Raw genomic sequence first — 16,447 nt, 5'->3', positions numbered from 1 at the left:
CGTTTAATGGCAGTTGCCCGTGCAGTGATCGTGCCCATGGCAGTCGTGATCGCCCTCATGGTGATGGTTGCATGAGGTGTTCGGATCGTAAACCAGCGCGCCGTCCAGCAGCGCCTGCACGCAAGCGTCCGCGCTCCCGCTCGCGCCAGGATACAGCTCGATGCCTGCCGCCGCCAGTGCCGTGCGCGCGCCACCGCCGATCCCCCCGCAAATGAGCGCATTCACGCTGTTATTTTTGAGCAGAACTGCCAGTGCACCATGGCCCTCCCCCTGTGCGCTGACGACCTCGCTGCGCACGACCTTGCCGTCCGCAATTTCGTAGACCTTGAACTGCTCTGTGTGCCCAAAGTGCTGGAACACCTGTCCGTTCTCATAGGTTACCGCGATTTTCATTTGACATACCCTCCTGAATCCTACAATTCTGCGCCTCGCCACAGCGCTTCATCTTACACGCGCCGTCCTGTCCCCGGCGGCAATCCATTCCTCTGCATCCTCGACCGCAGCAGGCTTCCGCATGCGGGCAAAGCGCATAGCTTCCGCCCCGGATGACCAGCTTTCTGCCTTCCACGAGCACCTGCGCGAGCTTTCGCCGCGCCGCGTCGTAAACCGCCTGCGCGGTCGTCCGCGCAACGCCCATCTGCCGTGCAGCCTCTTCCTGTGTCAGCGCGAGCAGATCGATGAGCCGGATCGTTTCGTATTCGTCCAGCGTCATTTCCACCGGATCGCCCGCTCCGCCGTTTGCGGGCTCAAAGGTTTCACAGCCCGGCAGCGCGCAGATTCGTCTGCATTTCTGCGGCCTTGCCAATTTGATCACCTCGGTTATTTCTGGCATATGCCAATATTATCATTCTTTTCGCAGTCTGTCAACAAAAAAGAAGAGCGAAGACATGCCTTCGCTCAGACGGTCGACAAGGTATCGCCGCGTATGTAAGAGGGGATGCATCAAGGAACAGCATCCTCTTCATCCGCATTGGAAAAACATTTCCCGTGTCATTCGCAAAAGGAGCCTTCCTTTCGTACGAGGCCGCCGACATTTAACGATGTCCAGGGCGAAGGCGCGCCTTCGCTAAGCAATTCACGCGCGGCTGCACGCCGCGGCGTTCTCCTTCCCCGCGACCAGAGGGAAACGTGCCCGAAGCGCCGCTTCCAGCGGCAGCGCACCTATGTTCACATCTGAGCCATACAGCAGCCCATCTTCCGCCACCTCGACCAGGCATTCCTGAGAGGAGATAATACGATCCACATAGCGGATGTCTTCGTAGAGATCCATGAGGATCATCGGGTATCGTTGATGCGTACGCGCTTCCAGCGCAAAGCCTGCCACCTGTGCGCGGTCCGCCTGCGGGCAGTCCGGCTCTGCGATAAAGAGCACCAATGGGCTTTCGAGTTCCGCGACCCGTTGCATCGCCTCCCCGCAGGCCGCGTCCTCCGCGCAGCCATAACGCCAATGCGCCGCATACAGGCACTCCGCGCCGCGAAGCCGCCGGGCCAGCGCCTCCGCACCGTCTACCTGAGCGGGGACGGAAACGACGGCGTTGTGCGCGGACGAAAGCACGTCGATATCCGCCGGCAGGAGACGGGCATCCTTTAAGAAGCAGAGAAAAACGCTCCGCGGAAACCGGCTGAACAGCCGGGTAAGCACGCCGATGTCAGGCGCAGGCTCGTCTAGAAGCAGTTGATAGGTGTTGACGCCCAGCGCGGTCCCCCGTTCCACGATTTGCGCATAGGCTTCGACGGGCAGGGCCCCTGCACGCCCCGGCGCCATGTGCAGCAGCATCGTCCAGGGGACGCAGAAACCGCCGCGCTCCTCCGTCTCCCGGATGCGCCGCGCGCCGTTCGTCCAGCTTTCAAAGCCCACGTTGATGCCGACCCGTTTGAGCGTGCGGTGATCCACCCGCGCGACGAGGCGGCTGATGAGATCGTAATAAGGGCTGCTCTCGTTTTCGAGCAGGCCCTGAAAAAGGCAGAAAATCTGTGATTGAAACCTGCCCTTTGAAATCTGCCTGCCCAGATCGACCAGCCTGCGCACGCCGCGCCGCGGGTCCTTCTCGATCTGGCGGATTCCGCCGTCTACAGCAGCCTCGAGCAGCATTCTCTGGAGATTTACGCCGTCCAAAGCGCTCCCTCCTCGTCTAATCGATATTCGGCCATCCTTACGCCATCTGTACTATACCCGCTAAACGCCGGGCTGTGTATGGACAAAATCACCGTTCTGTCCCAAAAGGTGACAGAATGCAGTCATTCCGTTCTGCACGTCTGTCCCTCTCCTCCAGAAGGGATTACTGGATTCCTCGACCGACTTCCTCCGCAGCCTGTCCCTGTGGCTGCAAATGCATTTTGCCTCTTCTTTATCTGCGCTGCAGCGCCTAGCATCCTTCGATTTAATATGCTACAATGATCTCAAAAGATCAGGAGCGTTTTTATCAAGATGCAAGAGAACATCCGCATGATCGCATGGGAGGACGCGACCCTGCGCCCCAGCGACTATACCCATCCCTTTGCCCACCTGCACGAATCGAGCGAGGTGCTGTACGTGCAGGAGGGAGAAATCGAGGTGACGTTTCCCGAAAAGACGTATCGCGCCGCCGGGGGAAATCTGCTCTTCTTTGCGCCTTTGGAGGTACACCGCATTCGCATCCTTCGCGCGCCATACAGGCGATTCGGCCTGCGCGTTTCGCGTGAATCGCTTCTTTGCGCCGTGCGTGAGCCCGCTCTCTGCTCGATTTATACCGCGCGTCCCGCGGGCTTTTCCCATTTGCTGTGCCTTCCGGCAGCCCATCCAGAGGTGCCCGCCCTCTTTCGGGAGATCGTAACCCTCTACCGCGAAAAGAAGCCGTATTATCTGGACGCGATGGAGGCTGTGCTGAGTCTGTTCACCGTCCTGCTGAACCGCGCCTGCCCGAACGCGTTTCCTCTGGTTTCTCCCGCCATCCGTGACGTAGTGTACGAGGCGCGAGGCTATCTGGACGATCACTTCATGGAGAGTATTTCCATCGAAGCGCTGTCCCGCATGTTTTTCATGAGTCATTCGTATTTCACACACGCCTTCCATGCGCTGACCGGCAGCACCCCCAAGCAATACCTGAACCTGCGCCGCCTCGCCCATGCGCGCGTGCTGCTCGGCACCACGCATCAATCCATGGAAGAAATCGCGGCGCAGATTCGCTTTTCGGACAGCAACGCCTTCATCCGCGCCTTTAAAAAGGAGCTCGGCATCACCCCCGGCGTCTATCGTCGCCTAGTGGGCAGTTCGACGGCCCCCGCACCCGACAAGGCCGCCTATGCGCGGCGCATCGGCACGAAGCCCGCCGAACTATAGGAGCTGCCGTTCGCAGCGCTTCACCCACCCAAGCACGGCCTTGCCCTCCTCCGTAGCATCCAATCCGTCGACGTCCACCACGTCGACGTTTTCTTTTTGCAGAAACCATGCGTGCTTGAGCGGCATCAGGTGCTGCAAATGATGCTCAAAGAAGTCGCGCGACCGCGTTTCATCGGCCGCCTTGCGTGCGCGCAGCGTCTCGTCCCGCGCCCTGAGAAAGAGGATACGGCGCGGCATGCATGCGCGAAGGCAACGCAGCTCCTCCCTCAGCGCGGATTCCACATCCCAGTTTTCGCCGATCGATTGCGGATAGCAGAGGGTGTAAAACTCGATTTCCGCTGCACCGAAGTCCGTGAGCGTCACGGGATAGGCCTGCGCCCGCGCATAGCGATCGATTTCATTTTGTATCCAAAGCTTTTGAATCTCCACGTAGTCCGAAAATACCCGCTTGTCGAGCCCGCGGGCGCGCACCTTCTCAACGGTCTGCGCCGTACGCTCGAAGCTCACGTGCACCTCGGGCGCGCTTTGCGCGACGAAACGCGCCGCGCTCGTCTTGCCGGCCGCCATGCAGCCCTCCAGCGCCAAGATCAATGCCATGCCGATCCCACCTTTACTCGCATTGTAGCAAATTTACCCTTCATCTCTCATCGACCAAAACGCGCGTAAAACAGGCAATTTTATCGTTTTTTATAAAACGAAAGCGGGAAACGCCTCCGCTCCCCGCCGCCGGTATTTTATTTTTCCGCCTCCTGAGCGGCGATCCTTTCCGCCAGTTCATTTAGGTAGACCCAACGCTCCATCGCCTGTTCCAAACGTGCCTGCGCCTCCAGCTTTTGCTGCTCCAGTTCCTGCAAACGGACGTAATCGCTCGCCGCCGCCTCCATCTGCGCATCGATCGCCGCCGCCTGCGCTTCGAGCGTGGCGATCGTCTCGTCGATGGTCTCGTACTCCCGCTGCTCCTTGAAGGAAAAACGCAGCTCGCGCGTGCGCTCCCGCCGCCCCTGCGCCGGCCGTTCAAATTGCCCGCGTTCTCTCTCTCGCTCCGCCTCGTCCCGCAGGTTCGCGTACTCGCTGTAGGAGCAGACGTAAGGCGCAAGATGCGTTCCCTCGAACGCGAACAGGCGCCCGCACACACGATCCAGGAAGAACCGGTCGTGCGAAACGACCACCGCCGCGCCCGCGAAGCTGTCCAGATAGTCCTCAAGAATCGCAAGCGTCTGGATGTCCAGATCGTTCGTAGGCTCGTCGAGTAGCAATACGTTGGGAGAGAGCATCAGCACGCTGCAAAGATACAGCCGCCGCCGCTCGCCGCCGGAGAGCCTGCGCACCTGGGTATACTGCTGCTCCGGGGGGAAGAGGAAGCTCTCCAGCATCTGCGAAGCGCTCAGCTTTCCGTCCGGTGTCTGCACGTATTCCGCGATGGAGCGCATGTAGTCGATCACTCGAAGGTCGGGATCGACCGGCGGGTATTCCTGTGCAAAGACGCCGAAGCGAACCGTATCGCCTACGTCGATGCGGCCGCTGTCCGGCTGCTGCATCCTCGCAATCATCGAAAGCAGCGTCGTCTTGCCGCAGCCGTTGGGCCCTACGATGCCCACGCGGTCGTCGCGCAGCAGCACGTAGGAGAAGTGCTCGATCAGCTTCACGCCGTCAAAGCCCTTGCTCACGTCCTCGATTTCCACGACCTTGCGGCCCAGCCGCGCGCTGGCTGAACCCATTTGGAGCTGCTCCGTCCCTTTTGGGCCCTCGACCTTTGAAAGCTCCTCGTAGCGCTGAATGCGCGCCTTCTGCTTGGTCGAACGGGCGCGCGCGCCGCGCTTCAGCCATTCGAGCTCCGTGCGGAGGATGCTTCTGCGCTTTCTCGCGCTGGCGACCTCCATCTCCTCGCGCGCGGCCTTCTGCTCCAGATAGTACGAAAAATTGCCTTCGTGCACGTAGAGCCCGCCGCCGTCGATTTCCACGATGCGGCCGCATACGCGGTCCAGAAAGTATCGATCATGCGTCACCATCATCAGCGCGCCAGGGTAGCGCTTCAGCTCCGCCTCTAGCCATTCGATCGTCCGCTCGTCGATGTGGTTGGTCGGCTCGTCGAGCAGCAGCAGATCCACGGGCCGAATCAGCGCGGCGGCGAGCGCGACGCGCTTTTTCTGCCCTCCGGAGAGGGATGCGACGTCCTGCTCATAGTCCGCAACGCCGAGCTTTGTAAGCATCGTCTTCGCTTCGTACTCCGCGGCGTCCCGCACGTCCCGCGACAGGCCCAGGAACACCTGCTCCAGCACCGTATGCCCGCGCGCAAAATCCGGCGCCTGCGGCAGGTAAGCGACGGTCAGCGCGCTCTTTCTCGTGACCGTACCCGCGTCCGGCGCCTCCTCGCCCGCCGCGATCTTGAGCAGCGTGGACTTGCCCGTGCCGTTGAGACCCACCACGCCGATGCGGTCGCCGGGCTGCACGTACAGCGTCGCGCCATCCAGCAGCCTCCGTTCGCTGTACGCCTTGCAGATGCCCTCCAGGCTCAATATGCTCGCCATGTTTCATCCTCTATCTTCGTATGATTTCGTCGCAAAGGCGGTAAAGCGTCCCGCCGCAGCCTGGGCCCGCGAGCACGTCCGCCAGCCACTTCACCGGCTTGCGGACGCCGAACTGCACCCAGCCGTAGCGTGTCCTGCCAATGCGCTTTCCCTTTCGGTTGCTGTCCGTAAAGGTCAGCGTCTCCCCGTCGCAATCCTCCGTCAAAAGCAGGGTGTGCGGGCCGTTTCCGTCTCCGTAATTTCCCACGAACTGCAGCACATCGCCCCGCCGCGCCGTGCGAAGGAAAGCGGCCGCTTCCTCTGCGTTCGCCGCGCGCTCCTTTTCCCCGCTTTCGCGGAAGCTTCCCACCTCCACAAAGGGGTTGCCCGCCTCCCGCGGCAGATTCGTCCACATGACGCCGTAGCGCCAGGGGCGGCAGTCGGCCTTGTCCGCGTTGAGCGGCAGAGAGAGCGCCGCGTTCGGCGCGCTAAGCAGTCCGTAGCTGTCCGAGCAGTTCAAAAGCAGACGGGCAATGTAGTTCTTGCAGGTACCGGCATCCTGCGGGTCGTCGGCGCGCAAGAAGTTTTGCCGGTCGTCCTGCGCGATCTCCCTCGCATAAAGGATCAGATCGTCGATCAGCGTTTCGCGCGGCGTCCGCAGCTCCACGGAGTCTTCCGCGCAGGCGCCGTCTGCTCCGCAGCCGTGAAGCGTAACGGTCACCCGTCCCGCAATCGGCGGCAGCACCGCCGTCTGGTCGATTTCCTCTCCCGACGCCTCCAGCTTCATCGTCCCTCCATCCCACGCAAGAAGGACTTCCATGCGCTGCACGTTCCTGCCGGAGCCGGTAACTTTCAAGCGCCCGCCCGGCCCGATGCCGTCCGCCCCGCGTGGACTGCTCAGCTCTACCCGCGGCCTTTGCGGAACAGGCAAAAAGCTGTCATCCTCTTCCCCCAGCGTCCGCTGCGCCGGGGCTATCATCATCAGCACCATCATCATCATCGCGATGGCGCGCCTTCTCATGCTTTCCTTCCTCTTCTTCCTCCGGCAGGATGGCCCGCGCGTCCGCGCAGGTAATCGTCTGCAGCTGCTCCACCGTCAGCGTGCCCGTTTCCTTCGCGAGGCGGTTGGCCTGTGCCTCCACGAGCTTTTCCAGCGTGTTTCGCATGCCGCGCGCATTGCCGAAGTCTACGCGGTCGGCGGGTCCCATGCGGTCGAGCGCGCCGCGGATGACGGCGTTCGCCTCTTCCTCCACCGTATAGCCCTGCCTCTTCGCGTTCATCGCGAGGATGGCCATCAGTTCGTCCGTCGTATAGTCCGGGAAATCGATGTACTTGTTGAAGCGGGAAAGCAGCCCGGGGTTGGAGCCCAGGAAATCCTGCATCTCATCTGTGTAGCCCGCGACGATGACCACCAGATCGCTCCGGTTGTCCTCCATCAGCTTCACCAGCGTGTCCACCGCCTCGCGTCCGAAGTCGTTCTCCATGCCCTTTCGGGTGAGCGCGTACGCCTCGTCGATGAACAGGATGCCGCCCATCGCGCTCTTTACGACCTCCTGCACCTTGAGCGCCGTCTGGCCGACGTATCCCGCGACCAGTCCCGAGCGATCCGTCTCGATGAGCTGGCCCCCGGAAAGAAAGCCGAGCTGCTTGTAAATCTTCGCGATCAGGCGGGCGATGGTCGTCTTGCCCGTGCCGGGATTACCCGTGAAGACCATGTGAAAGGACATGTCCATCACGCGCAGGCCGTTTTCCTCGCGCAGCTTCCGTATTTTGATGAGATTGACGAGCGTTTCCACCTCGCGCTTGACGTTATCAAGCCCGATGAGCGCGTTCAGCTCCGCCATCAGCTCGTCCATCGTCTGCTCCGGTTCCTGCTGTGCTGTTTTCTTCTGCGTGTCCGACTCGTTCTCCTTCTTTTGGGCGGGCGCTTCCGACTGATCCCCCTCGTCGTCCCCGGCGCGCGGCGTAATCGCTCCGCGCACGGCGTCCGCCCCCGCGCCCAGCATTTCACCGATGCCCCTCACGAGGTCGCTTCCCGTAACGCCCCTATGCGCTGGCTTCACCGGGCCTGCAAAGGAGGCCAGCGTGCGCTCGTAATCCGCGATAAAGGCGCTCTCCTGCCTATCCACACCGCCTGAAACGGCCGCGAACGCGCGCAGGATCGCAGGCACCGCCTCTATAAAGACATCCGCGTCCCGGGTGCCGTCTTTACGGTCGTGCGCGCAGGCGCAGCGCAGCAGCAGGGGCGTCCCCTGCGCGAAAGAACGGTTCCGGTGCGCGACGAGCGCGAGGTTTTGTGCGCGCGATACGTCCAACGCGTCCATCCCCGGAAGGCGCGCAATGAAGTCGCGCTGAGCTTCGCCGGCCTCGCCGCCCGTCGTGAACGTCATCTGCAGCAGCAGCGCCTGGATATAGATCGAAAGGAACAGCCGCACGTCCGAAACGCCGACCTGATCCCAGTTCCCGCTTTTCACCACCGCGTCGCATACGGCCTCCAGCCGCGCGTACTGTCCCCTGGCTTCCCGCATCAGCGCTTCCATCTGGTATCTCCTATCTTTATCGCTTGAACTTTTTCATGATCCGCTGCACTTCACTTTTTCGCAGCAGGAAGACGTCCGCCGCCCGTACGCTGTAGGAGCGCATGAAGTATATCAGGAACAGCGCGCCCGCGACCGTATACGAAAGCACGGAGGCGATGGCCGCGCCCTCCTTGCCCATGGCCGGAATCGCGATGCAGTTGGCCGCGACGTTCACCGCCACGCTGCCCGTGAGCATGCCCAGATACGTACCCTTTCTGCCCTGAGCCAGCAGCAACGTCCCGATGATCTTGAAGTAGCTCATGCTCAGCACGCCGACGAGCAGGATCACCGTCACGCCGTAAGCGGGCATGTACTTGCTGCCCCCGACCACAAGGATTGCGGGCTTCCCGAAGAGCACAATGCCGACGATGACGAGCAGCGTCAGATATAAATTGATTTTCAGGCTCATGGTGATCTCGCCCACCGCGTCATCCTTTGCCGTACGCGAGAAGAGCACCTCTCGGAATGCGTCCGAGATCAGCCAGCCGTACTCCGAAAGCGAAACGCCCAGCGTGTAGTAGCCGATCTGCGCGTCGGCCACCCCGAACCAGCCCATCATGATCACGTCCAGGCGGTAGTTGAGCGTCAGCATCAGGGTCGTCAGCATCGTGACAAAGCCGAACGGAAGGATCTTCTTCGCGAACCGAAGGTCCGCGCGCAGCGGATTAGGCACCTGCCTGAGCCGTCTGAAGGCCATCACCACCGTGATCACGTCGCCTACGACGATCAGCCCCAGCGCCACCAGCAGCGAAGGCTCCAGGGTGTAAAAGGCGAGGATCGTAATCAGCGTGTTGGTAATGCGCGCGGTAAAGAAGATGACGTTTTTAAACTTTACGTCCTCCACCGTGATTGTAAAGCTCATCTGGTTGGCGAGCACCTGAATCGGCGCGATCAGGCACACCGCCGTCAGCGCGAACGAATCGAAAATAAACGCAAGCGCCACGCCCACTACCGTGTAAACGATAAACTGGAGCAAAAAGATGCGCAGGAACTTGTCCAGCGCGTTTTGAAGCCCCTGCCGTTTGTAAAACGGGTAGGGCTGATACAGGCCGAAGTTGGCCACGATCGCGACGATCGTCAGCGGCGCGTTGATCTTGGCGAGCTGACCCTTCAGCTCAGGGCCCAGGTAGCGGTTGGAGTACGCGGATGCGACCAGCCCGATCAGCAGTGCGAATACCTTCGTCAGGATCGTAAAGACGTAGTCGTTGTTCGCGATCCTGCGGGCGACTTGTTTGATAGCCATCGCTGTTCCCCTTTTGACAAATCGTTGGGTTTCTTTTCTATTATACCCCGAAGTCCGTTTTTTGCATAGCCGGATTTACGCACCCGCGGGGCACCCGGCGCATAAGGTATATCGGGTCCCAACCCCTGCAACGGAGGTGCAAACAAGATGTATATCACCGATAATCATGAAAACTGCGCATGGGTGCAGCCCCTCGGCTGCGGCTGCGCTGCCAATAGATGTTCCCTCGCGGGCGTAGGTTCCGTTGCCGAAAACGGCTGCACGCTCGTCATTCATAAGATTCTGCTCGACGCCTGCGGCAACCAGGCCTGCACGCCCCGTACCTTCTCGATTTGTGTCAAGGGCCCCAGCTACCCGTGCGGCGAGGTTTTCCAGATGACCGCCGGCAGCTGCCGGACGCTCGACGAGCCGCTCGTCCTCACGGGATTGATCTGCGGCGACTACACCATCGAAGAGATCAACGACGAACCCCGCCGCTATTGCTCCACGATCACCGGCAGCTGCGTCTGCGGCAACTGCGTGCGCCTTACGCCCGGCTGCCCGCCCGCCGTGGTGACGATCATCAATCGCCGCCGGCTGTGCCGTTGGGGCTGCTGCAGCGGTATCGGCAGCATCGGCGGCTGCGGCGGCTCCTGCGGCTGCGGCGGATGTTCCTGCGGCTGCGGCGGAAGCTCCTGCGGCTGCGGTGGAATCTCCTGCGGCTGCGGCTCAAATTCCCGCCTTGGCTGTGGGTGTGTAAATGCCCGGCTCAAAAGCTGATGATCCCATGCACCGCCCGGAAGCGCTCGCTTCCGGGCGGCCTTTTTTCTCCTCCGGTCATTGCGCACGTCCACATGCGCGATAAAGCAAGGCAGCGCATCACGGCCGGAGCCTCAATCGGCCGCAAAGCAGGCGTTCAAAACGTCCACCCCCGCCGCAAAGCGTCCCCGATCGTCCCGCTCCTTGTCGATGCCGTTTGAAAGCAGCACCGCCGTCGTCCCGTCCTTCGGGTCAAAGTACGCCTCACACAGCACACCGTATACGTTCCCCTGGTGCCCCCAGAGGGTTCTGCCGCGAACGAGATTTTCCCGGACCTCCATGCCCAGCGCGCGTCCGCTTTCGCAGCCTACACTGCCTACTTTATTTTGCGTGCTTCGCATCAGCTTCACCGTTTCCGGCTCGAGCACGCGTACGCCGTCCACGCTTCCGTCGCCCGCGAGCAGGCGAAGCAGCCGCGTAAGATCCGGGCCGCTGATCATCAGGCTGCCCACCGCGAGGTCATAGTGATCCTCCGGCGCGAAATCCGACGTACGCACGTCCTTCAGCGGATCGTAGCCCATGCTGCCGCTCTCGCGGTAGGACGCAGCGATGCGGTCGGGCTCCCTCATTGCCTCCGCCGTGTAGGCGGCGTCGATGCCAAGCGGCGCAAAGACGAGACGGCGCATCGCGGCATCCAGCCCTTCGCCCGTCGCGCATTCGATGAGGCTGCCGACGATGCCTGCGCCGAAGTTGGAATACTCCACGCGCGTTCCCGGTTCCCAGGAGGCAAAGTTGCGCTTCACGTTTTCACCGCTCGATAGCATTTCCTTCAGCGCCTTGCGCCCTCGCCCATCCTTTTCGGCGTAATCCGCGTTGTGCTTCATGCCCGCCGTGTGCGTCAGCAGCTGGCGCAGGGTGATGGGCGTCTGGGGGTAGCGCGGATTGCGCACCGAATAGCCCAGCACATCGCCGATGTCGCCGTCCAGCGTCAGCAGCCCCATCTCGCACAGCCGCAGCGCCCCGATCGCCGTCACCATTTTCGTGACCGAAGCCGTCAAAAATGCCGTATCCGCCGTGACCGCGTCGCCGTTTCGCCGCTTCGTTTGCCCATAAGAAAACGTCTGAAGCCCTCTCTCCGGCGTGTACAGACAGACCACAGCGCCGAGCGCGTGGTTTTCTCGAAGCACGCGTCGTACTTTTGTCTCAAAGGCGCTATCCGCAAACGCGCCCGTACAGTTTATCGTCATGCACAGCGCCATGAGCAGGCTGATCCATCCCTTCAACGCAAGACGCCCCCTTTTCACTCTATTGTAGCGAAAAGGGGGTGCGCTGTAAAGATTGCGCTAACGCAGCAAGCCGATTATCGCAGGCTTAGGCCGCGATGTCGTTTCTCCGCAGGCGCTGCGCTGCCAGAAACAGAAACGCAGCCGCATAGATCACGGCCGCGCACAGCAGCCGCATCCCCATCGTCAGCCCCATGTTTTCCTCCGATTGCGCCCCCAAGCCGACGATGAGCAGCGTATTCGGGTAGGGAATCTCCCTGCTTATGACGAATGTACCCAGCCCTACGACGCAACTCGCCAGCGCGATGCCGATGGGGACGGCGAAGCTGCGGATGCGCATGGAAAGGTAGAGCTGCATCGCCGCGATGGGCAGCGCTGCCAGCCAGCCGAACAGGAACCACTCGAGCGCCCGTGGCGGCACAGGCGCTGCGATGTGAAACAGCGCCTTGCCGCACAGCAGCACGAGCGTGACGAAAAGCGTGTGCTCCAGCAACACCACGCATGCGAGCACGATGAACTTCGCCCCGATCAGCGTCCTGCGCCTGACGGGGACGGTCATCAGCCGGTTCCAGTTGTGCTCCCGGTGTTCCACTCGCCAGAGACAAGACGCGCAGATGGCGATCATCATGGGGTAAAAAAAGTATCCATAGAAGAGGCCGTTCTGCACCCAAAGGTTTCCCCATTGCTCTCCGCTGAGCAGCGAGGCGTTGATCGAATAGGTAATCGCGCCGATCGCGCAGGAAAGCAGCGCCAGTACCACCGCCGGCAGCAAAATCTTTGAGCGCCTGCACTTTTCCAACTCGGCAATAAGCACGTCCATCATTCTAAATGCCTCCCTTTCAGCAATCCCGCCGTGCGATCTTCCGCCTCGCGAGCATGTAAAACCCCACGCCCGCGAGCCCCGCAAGGATCACCGGCGTCATGCGGATCGCCGTATCCATGACTTTAAACTGCCCCGGACTCGTCTCCTGCGGCACAGCAGTGATCAGCTCCGCAAAGTTGCCGTAAAGCAGCAGGTTGCGAAGCGGCGCGGGCAGCAGGCTGGATATAAAACCGATCAGCGCCCCGAGCATTCCTTCAGACAGCGCGATCAGCTGGTTCTCATATAAAAGGGCAAGAAACAGCGAAATTGCAGCGGCGGGCAGACTGACCAGCAACGTTCCCAGCGTGAAGCGCAGCAGCACGCCCGCATCCGGTTTGCCGGGGATGCCGATGCTTCGCCCGACCGCCAGGGAGATTGCGGTTTGCGCGGCCACCGAGAGGGCCGCGATCGTCATCAGTACGCCCATCTTGCAGTCCCACAGCCGTGCGAGGCGCTGCCCGCAAAGACAGGAAAGCCTGAGCCCGCCGTCGTGCTCCATATCCGCCAACCGGCTGGCGCAGACGGCCAGCATCGCCGGAAAAAACAATCCGTTGAACATGCCGAAGGGAGAAAGCATGTAGCCCCACGTCGCGGCCTCTCCCGGTGCGGTCAGGCGCTCCCGCTGAGACAGAAGATTCGCGCTCACGAACAGCGCCTCCGCCCCGATCATGAGCATCGCGGTCAGCAGCACGCGCTTGCCCCGCAGCTTTCGCCATTCGATCCAGAAGGAACGCATCATAGCGCGGCCTCCTTTCCCGTCATCTCCAGAAAGACCTCTTCCAAACTGCGCATGCGCTGCTCTACGCAATACACATCGACGCCCGCTTCCACCATTTTTTTCACGGCGAGCGCCGCCTGTTCGTCCGTCGCGCCCTCCAGGGAAAGGCCGTCCGCTCCGTGCGCCGCCCCCATGACGGAAAGCGTTCTTGCGGCCAGCGCATCGTCTGAGGTGCGAATGCGCGTCACAGGCCTTCGCATCTGCCGCAGCGTCTCCATGCTGTCCTGAAAGATCAGCTCCCCGTGCTGAATGATGCCCACGGCCGTGGCCATGCGGTCGATTTCGGAGAGAAGATGGCTGGAAATCATCACGGTCATGCCGTATTCCTGCGGCAGGCGGCGGATGAGCTCGCGGATTTCCTCGATGCCGGCGGGGTCGAGTCCGTTCGTCGGCTCGTCCAGCATCAGCAGCTTGGGAAAACGAGCGATTGCCATCGCGATCCCCAGGCGCTGCTTCATGCCCAGCGAGTAGGCGCGCACCTTCTTGTCCATCTGCCCTTCCATGCGCACGATTCGCACCGCCTCCCGGACGTTTTGTTCCGGCAAGTCGAGCAGCCGCTGCAGCACGCGCATGTTTTCTCTTCCCGTCAGGTGTCCGTAGTAGGCGGGCGATTCGATCAGGGAGCCGACGGAGCGCAGAATTTCGATGCGGTTTCTCTCTGTAAACGGAAGGCCCAACACCTCGACCTGCCCGTCGCTTGGCTTCACCAGCCCCAAAATCATCTTCATCGTCGTCGATTTCCCTGCGCCGTTCGGGCCGAGAAATCCATAGATTTCCCCCTCTCGCACCTGCAAATCCACATCCCGCACGCGCATCATGCCGCCGTATACCTTGGTCAGTCCCTTTGTCTGAATGATGGCCTGCATCATCGTCACCTCCGCTTGTTCTAGCGGATTCCATTCTAATCGTTCCGCCTTGCGCTTCCCTTGCAGAAACCTTGAATTTATCTTGATTTTTCATCGGAAACGGACGAGCCGCTCTGTTTTCTGGTATTCTATAGGAAAGAGGTGATTTCATGTTGCGCCATCAACGCCGCATTCTCGCCGTAGACGACGACCCGCAGCTTCTCTCCATGCTGTGTGACATCCTCCGCGAGGACGGGTATTCACTCGTCGATACCGCCGCCACGGGACGCGAAGCCCTTGGCCTTCTACGCAGCCAGCCGCCGGACCTCATTTTATTGGACGTCATGCTGCCCGACATCAGCGGCTTCGACCTCATGCGAACCCTCCGCGCTTCGATGGACGTGCCCGTCATCTTCCTTACCGCGCGCGGTGAAGGCGAAGATAAGTTTGCGGCCTTTCATCTGGGTGCAGACGACTACCTCGTCAAGCCTTTTCTGCCGCGTGAACTGCTCTTCCGCATCGCGGCGGTGCTGCGACGCGTCTATCCCGAAACGCCGGAGCGCTTTGCGCTGCCCGCATGCGAGGTTGACCTGTCGCGCGCATCCGTCCTGCGGGAGGATGGCGAGATACCGCTCACCGCCAAGGAACACGCGATTTTGCAGAAGCTCTTCGAGGCGGAGGGGCGCATCGTCACGCTGGGCAGCCTGTGCGAGACGGCCTGCGGCGAACTGTACCAGGGGTACGAAAGCACGCTTATGACCCACATTCGCCACATCCGGGAAAAGATCGAGCGAGATCCGTCCACTCCCGAAGCGCTGCTCACGGTTCGTGGGCTGGGGTACAAGCTCGTGCGCCGCAAGGAGGAAAACCTGTGAAATTCCAGCGTTTTTTTCGCCGCTATGTCGTGCGCAGCCTTGCGATCTTCGCGCTATTTATCATTGTAAATCTGGCCGCAATGGGCGCCTTTATCTTCTCGCATCTTGGGAAGCAGGAATCCATCGGCACGGCGGATCTGCTTGACGTGCTAGAGGCAGGCTTGACCGCGGATGGCTTTGGCGCCGATGCGCAGGCGGCCCTTGAAGAAAGGGAGTGCGGCGCATTCTTCGTGGAGGATGATACGCTGCGCATTCACCACAGCGTAAACGTGGATGCATCGCTTCCGGCGCGGCTGACGGCCGGAGATATCGCGCGTATGACGCGTTGGTATTACAAAGAGCACCCTGTCTTCGTGCGCACGAACGCCGAAGGCATCATCGTCCTGCTATGTCCCACGGGAAGCATTTGGCGCTACAACGCCTATTTCGATACGGACATCCTTCTCGCTATGGCTTGCGGCGTTCCATTTTTATTCCTCAGCAACGTGGCTCTTTGCGTAGCGCTGGTGCTCAAGACAAACAGGCGCTTTCAGCGAGAATTTGGGCCGTTGCTAAGCGGCATCGACGCGCTGTCCCACGGCGAGTTCGTAAAGCTTGCCCCCGAAGGGGAACTGGCGGACATTCGCCTTGGACTCAACCGCGCCATTTCCATCCTGCAACAGCGCGATGAAGCGCGCGGACGATGGATCGCCGGGGTTTCGCATGACATCCGAACGCCGCTTTCAAAGGTGATCCTTCAGGCGGACACGCTCTCCCATGCCGCGATCGGGCCGGAAGAACAAAAACGCGCCGTCCTCATCCTGCGGCAAAGCGAGCGCATCCGCCGGCTTGTCAGCGACTTGAACGCGGCCTCCGCGCTCGAATACGACATGCAGCCCCTGCGTCCCGCGCTCTTTTATCCCACCCAGCTCATCCGCCAAATCGTCACCGACCTGCTCAACGACGGCCTGGAGCCGATCTTTTCCGTCTCCTTTGAAGCGGACGAATCCGCAGAGCTTCTACGGCTGAATGGCGACGCCGAGCTCTTCGGACGTGCGGTTTCCAACCTGCTGTACAACAGCATACAGCACAACGAAGAAGGGTGCTCTATCGCCGTGCGCATACGCTTAGGCGATGGCTACGAAGTCGAAGTTCTGGACGACGGCCTGGGCTTGCAAATTGACAGCAATCCCGTCGTCCGGAAATTAAGCCGCCTTGAAACGCACGGCATCGGTTTGGATCTCGTTCGGCGCATTGCACAGGCGCATGGCGGCAGCTTGTCTCTGGAAAACGTGACGCCGCACGGCTGCCGGGCGCTGCTGCGCTTCCCCGTCGAGCAAGCACCCGGAAAGAACTAAAAAAAGAACCCACGCTTGGATTGAAGAGAACCGATCCAAGCGGGGATAGCATCCCCAAAACGAGAAAAAAGAGAGCCACTT

The 16,447-nt window shown here is 61.0% G+C and carries 16 protein-coding genes; 4 read left to right on the top strand and 12 right to left on the bottom strand.

Translation table 11 applies throughout. The features are described 5' to 3' along the window. Positions 1-3: 3 nt before the first annotated feature. The 3 genes from C1725_RS09135 to C1725_RS09125 all read right to left on the bottom strand — a co-directional run bounded on the left by C1725_RS09135 (position 4) and on the right by C1725_RS09125 (position 2,116). The gene (locus C1725_RS09135) at positions 4-393 is read right to left on the bottom strand and encodes a NifB/NifX family molybdenum-iron cluster-binding protein (RefSeq protein WP_102411309.1); all 390 of its coding nucleotides are present in this window, start codon (positions 391-393) and stop codon (positions 4-6) included. Then, complete coding sequence (locus C1725_RS09130; RefSeq protein WP_102413297.1) at positions 371-805, bottom strand: DUF134 domain-containing protein; 435 nt, start codon at positions 803-805, stop codon at positions 371-373. The genes C1725_RS09135 and C1725_RS09130 overlap by 23 nt, the downstream gene beginning before the upstream one ends. Before the next feature lie 270 nt (positions 806-1,075). After that, complete coding sequence (locus C1725_RS09125; protein WP_102411308.1) at positions 1,076-2,116, bottom strand: hypothetical protein; 1,041 nt, start codon at positions 2,114-2,116, stop codon at positions 1,076-1,078. 312 nt (positions 2,117-2,428) lie between these two features. Here C1725_RS09125 and C1725_RS09120 point away from each other — a divergent pair, with 312 nt between their 5' ends. Then, positions 2,429-3,319, top strand: a complete 891-nt coding sequence (locus C1725_RS09120) for a helix-turn-helix domain-containing protein (RefSeq protein WP_102411307.1) — start codon at positions 2,429-2,431, stop codon at positions 3,317-3,319. On the opposite strand, the gene C1725_RS09115 is transcribed toward C1725_RS09120, so the two are convergent. The 5 genes from C1725_RS09115 to C1725_RS09095 form a co-directional block, all read right to left on the bottom strand. After that, positions 3,314-3,916 (bottom strand): hypothetical protein, encoded by a 603-nt coding sequence (locus tag C1725_RS09115; RefSeq protein WP_346026508.1) that lies wholly within the window; start codon positions 3,914-3,916, stop codon positions 3,314-3,316. The genes C1725_RS09120 and C1725_RS09115 overlap by 6 nt on opposite strands. A gap of 137 nt (positions 3,917-4,053) precedes the next feature. Beyond that, positions 4,054-5,847 (bottom strand): ATP-binding cassette domain-containing protein, encoded by a 1,794-nt coding sequence (locus C1725_RS09110; protein WP_102411306.1) that lies wholly within the window; start codon positions 5,845-5,847, stop codon positions 4,054-4,056. 10 nt (positions 5,848-5,857) lie between these two features. Then, positions 5,858-6,847, bottom strand: a complete 990-nt coding sequence (locus C1725_RS09105) for a hypothetical protein (RefSeq protein WP_146009203.1) — start codon at positions 6,845-6,847, stop codon at positions 5,858-5,860. After that, a complete protein-coding gene (locus C1725_RS09100) occupies positions 6,765-8,366 on the bottom strand; it encodes an AAA family ATPase (protein ID WP_346026507.1) in 1,602 nt (533 codons plus the stop codon). The genes C1725_RS09105 and C1725_RS09100 overlap by 83 nt, the downstream gene beginning before the upstream one ends. Before the next feature lie 16 nt (positions 8,367-8,382). Next, a complete protein-coding gene (locus C1725_RS09095; protein WP_102411304.1) occupies positions 8,383-9,648 on the bottom strand; it encodes an MATE family efflux transporter in 1,266 nt (421 codons plus the stop codon). A 147-nt stretch (positions 9,649-9,795) separates the two neighbouring features. Here C1725_RS09095 and C1725_RS09090 point away from each other — a divergent pair, with 147 nt between their 5' ends. Further along, positions 9,796-10,407 (top strand): hypothetical protein, encoded by a 612-nt coding sequence (locus tag C1725_RS09090; RefSeq protein ID WP_102411303.1) that lies wholly within the window; start codon positions 9,796-9,798, stop codon positions 10,405-10,407. Positions 10,408-10,520: 113 nt separating this feature from the next. Here C1725_RS09090 and C1725_RS09085 read toward each other — a convergent pair whose 3' ends face one another. The 4 genes from C1725_RS09085 to C1725_RS09070 form a co-directional block, all read right to left on the bottom strand. Continuing rightward, positions 10,521-11,669 carry a serine hydrolase gene (locus C1725_RS09085; RefSeq protein WP_102411302.1) on the bottom strand — a complete coding sequence of 383 codons (1,149 nt, stop codon included), beginning with the start codon at positions 11,667-11,669 and terminating at the stop codon, positions 10,521-10,523. A gap of 88 nt (positions 11,670-11,757) precedes the next feature. Next, positions 11,758-12,492 carry an ABC transporter permease gene (locus C1725_RS09080; protein ID WP_102411301.1) on the bottom strand — a complete coding sequence of 245 codons (735 nt, stop codon included), beginning with the start codon at positions 12,490-12,492 and terminating at the stop codon, positions 11,758-11,760. A 16-nt stretch (positions 12,493-12,508) separates the two neighbouring features. Then, positions 12,509-13,270 (bottom strand): ABC transporter permease, encoded by a 762-nt coding sequence (locus C1725_RS09075; protein WP_102411300.1) that lies wholly within the window; start codon positions 13,268-13,270, stop codon positions 12,509-12,511. Then, the gene (locus tag C1725_RS09070) at positions 13,267-14,175 is read right to left on the bottom strand and encodes an ATP-binding cassette domain-containing protein (protein ID WP_102411299.1); all 909 of its coding nucleotides are present in this window, start codon (positions 14,173-14,175) and stop codon (positions 13,267-13,269) included. Before C1725_RS09070 ends, C1725_RS09075 begins: the two co-directional genes overlap by 4 nt. 149 nt (positions 14,176-14,324) lie before the next feature. Between C1725_RS09070 and C1725_RS09065 the strand changes: the two genes are divergently transcribed. Together C1725_RS09065 and C1725_RS09060 are read left to right on the top strand one after the other, a co-directional pair. Beyond that, positions 14,325-15,029, top strand: coding sequence for a response regulator (locus C1725_RS09065; protein WP_102411298.1), 705 nt, complete (start codon positions 14,325-14,327; stop codon positions 15,027-15,029). After that, positions 15,026-16,366 (top strand): ATP-binding protein, encoded by a 1,341-nt coding sequence (locus C1725_RS09060; protein ID WP_102411297.1) that lies wholly within the window; start codon positions 15,026-15,028, stop codon positions 16,364-16,366. The genes C1725_RS09065 and C1725_RS09060 overlap by 4 nt, the downstream gene beginning before the upstream one ends. Positions 16,367-16,447: the final 81 nt, after the last annotated feature.

Source organism: Beduinella massiliensis, from assembly GCF_900199405.1.
GTDB lineage: Bacteria > Bacillota > Clostridia > Christensenellales > Aristaeellaceae > Beduinella > Beduinella massiliensis.
The sequence above is the reverse complement of the archived record's forward strand: the minus strand, read 5'-3'. Positions and strand labels throughout refer to the sequence as shown.

Excerpts from the sequence above, each read along its gene's own strand:
- C1725_RS09135 (WP_102411309.1), bottom strand. The coding sequence starts at position 393 with ATGAAAATCGCGGTAACCTATGAGAACGGACAGGTGTTCCAGCACTTT.
- C1725_RS09120 (WP_102411307.1), top strand. The coding sequence starts at position 2,429 with ATGCAAGAGAACATCCGCATGATCGCATGGGAGGACGCGACCCTGCGC.
- C1725_RS09115 (WP_346026508.1), bottom strand. The coding sequence starts at position 3,916 with ATGGCATTGATCTTGGCGCTGGAGGGCTGCATGGCGGCCGGCAAGACG.
- C1725_RS09110 (WP_102411306.1), bottom strand. The coding sequence starts at position 5,847 with ATGGCGAGCATATTGAGCCTGGAGGGCATCTGCAAGGCGTACAGCGAA.
- C1725_RS09105 (WP_146009203.1), bottom strand. The coding sequence starts at position 6,847 with ATGAGAAGGCGCGCCATCGCGATGATGATGATGGTGCTGATGATGATA.
- C1725_RS09100 (WP_346026507.1), bottom strand. The coding sequence starts at position 8,366 with ATGGAAGCGCTGATGCGGGAAGCCAGGGGACAGTACGCGCGGCTGGAG.
- C1725_RS09095 (WP_102411304.1), bottom strand. The coding sequence starts at position 9,648 with ATGGCTATCAAACAAGTCGCCCGCAGGATCGCGAACAACGACTACGTC.
- C1725_RS09090 (WP_102411303.1), top strand. The coding sequence starts at position 9,796 with ATGTATATCACCGATAATCATGAAAACTGCGCATGGGTGCAGCCCCTC.
- C1725_RS09080 (WP_102411301.1), bottom strand. The coding sequence starts at position 12,492 with ATGATGGACGTGCTTATTGCCGAGTTGGAAAAGTGCAGGCGCTCAAAG.
- C1725_RS09075 (WP_102411300.1), bottom strand. The coding sequence starts at position 13,270 with ATGATGCGTTCCTTCTGGATCGAATGGCGAAAGCTGCGGGGCAAGCGC.
- C1725_RS09070 (WP_102411299.1), bottom strand. The coding sequence starts at position 14,175 with ATGCAGGCCATCATTCAGACAAAGGGACTGACCAAGGTATACGGCGGC.
- C1725_RS09065 (WP_102411298.1), top strand. The coding sequence starts at position 14,325 with ATGTTGCGCCATCAACGCCGCATTCTCGCCGTAGACGACGACCCGCAG.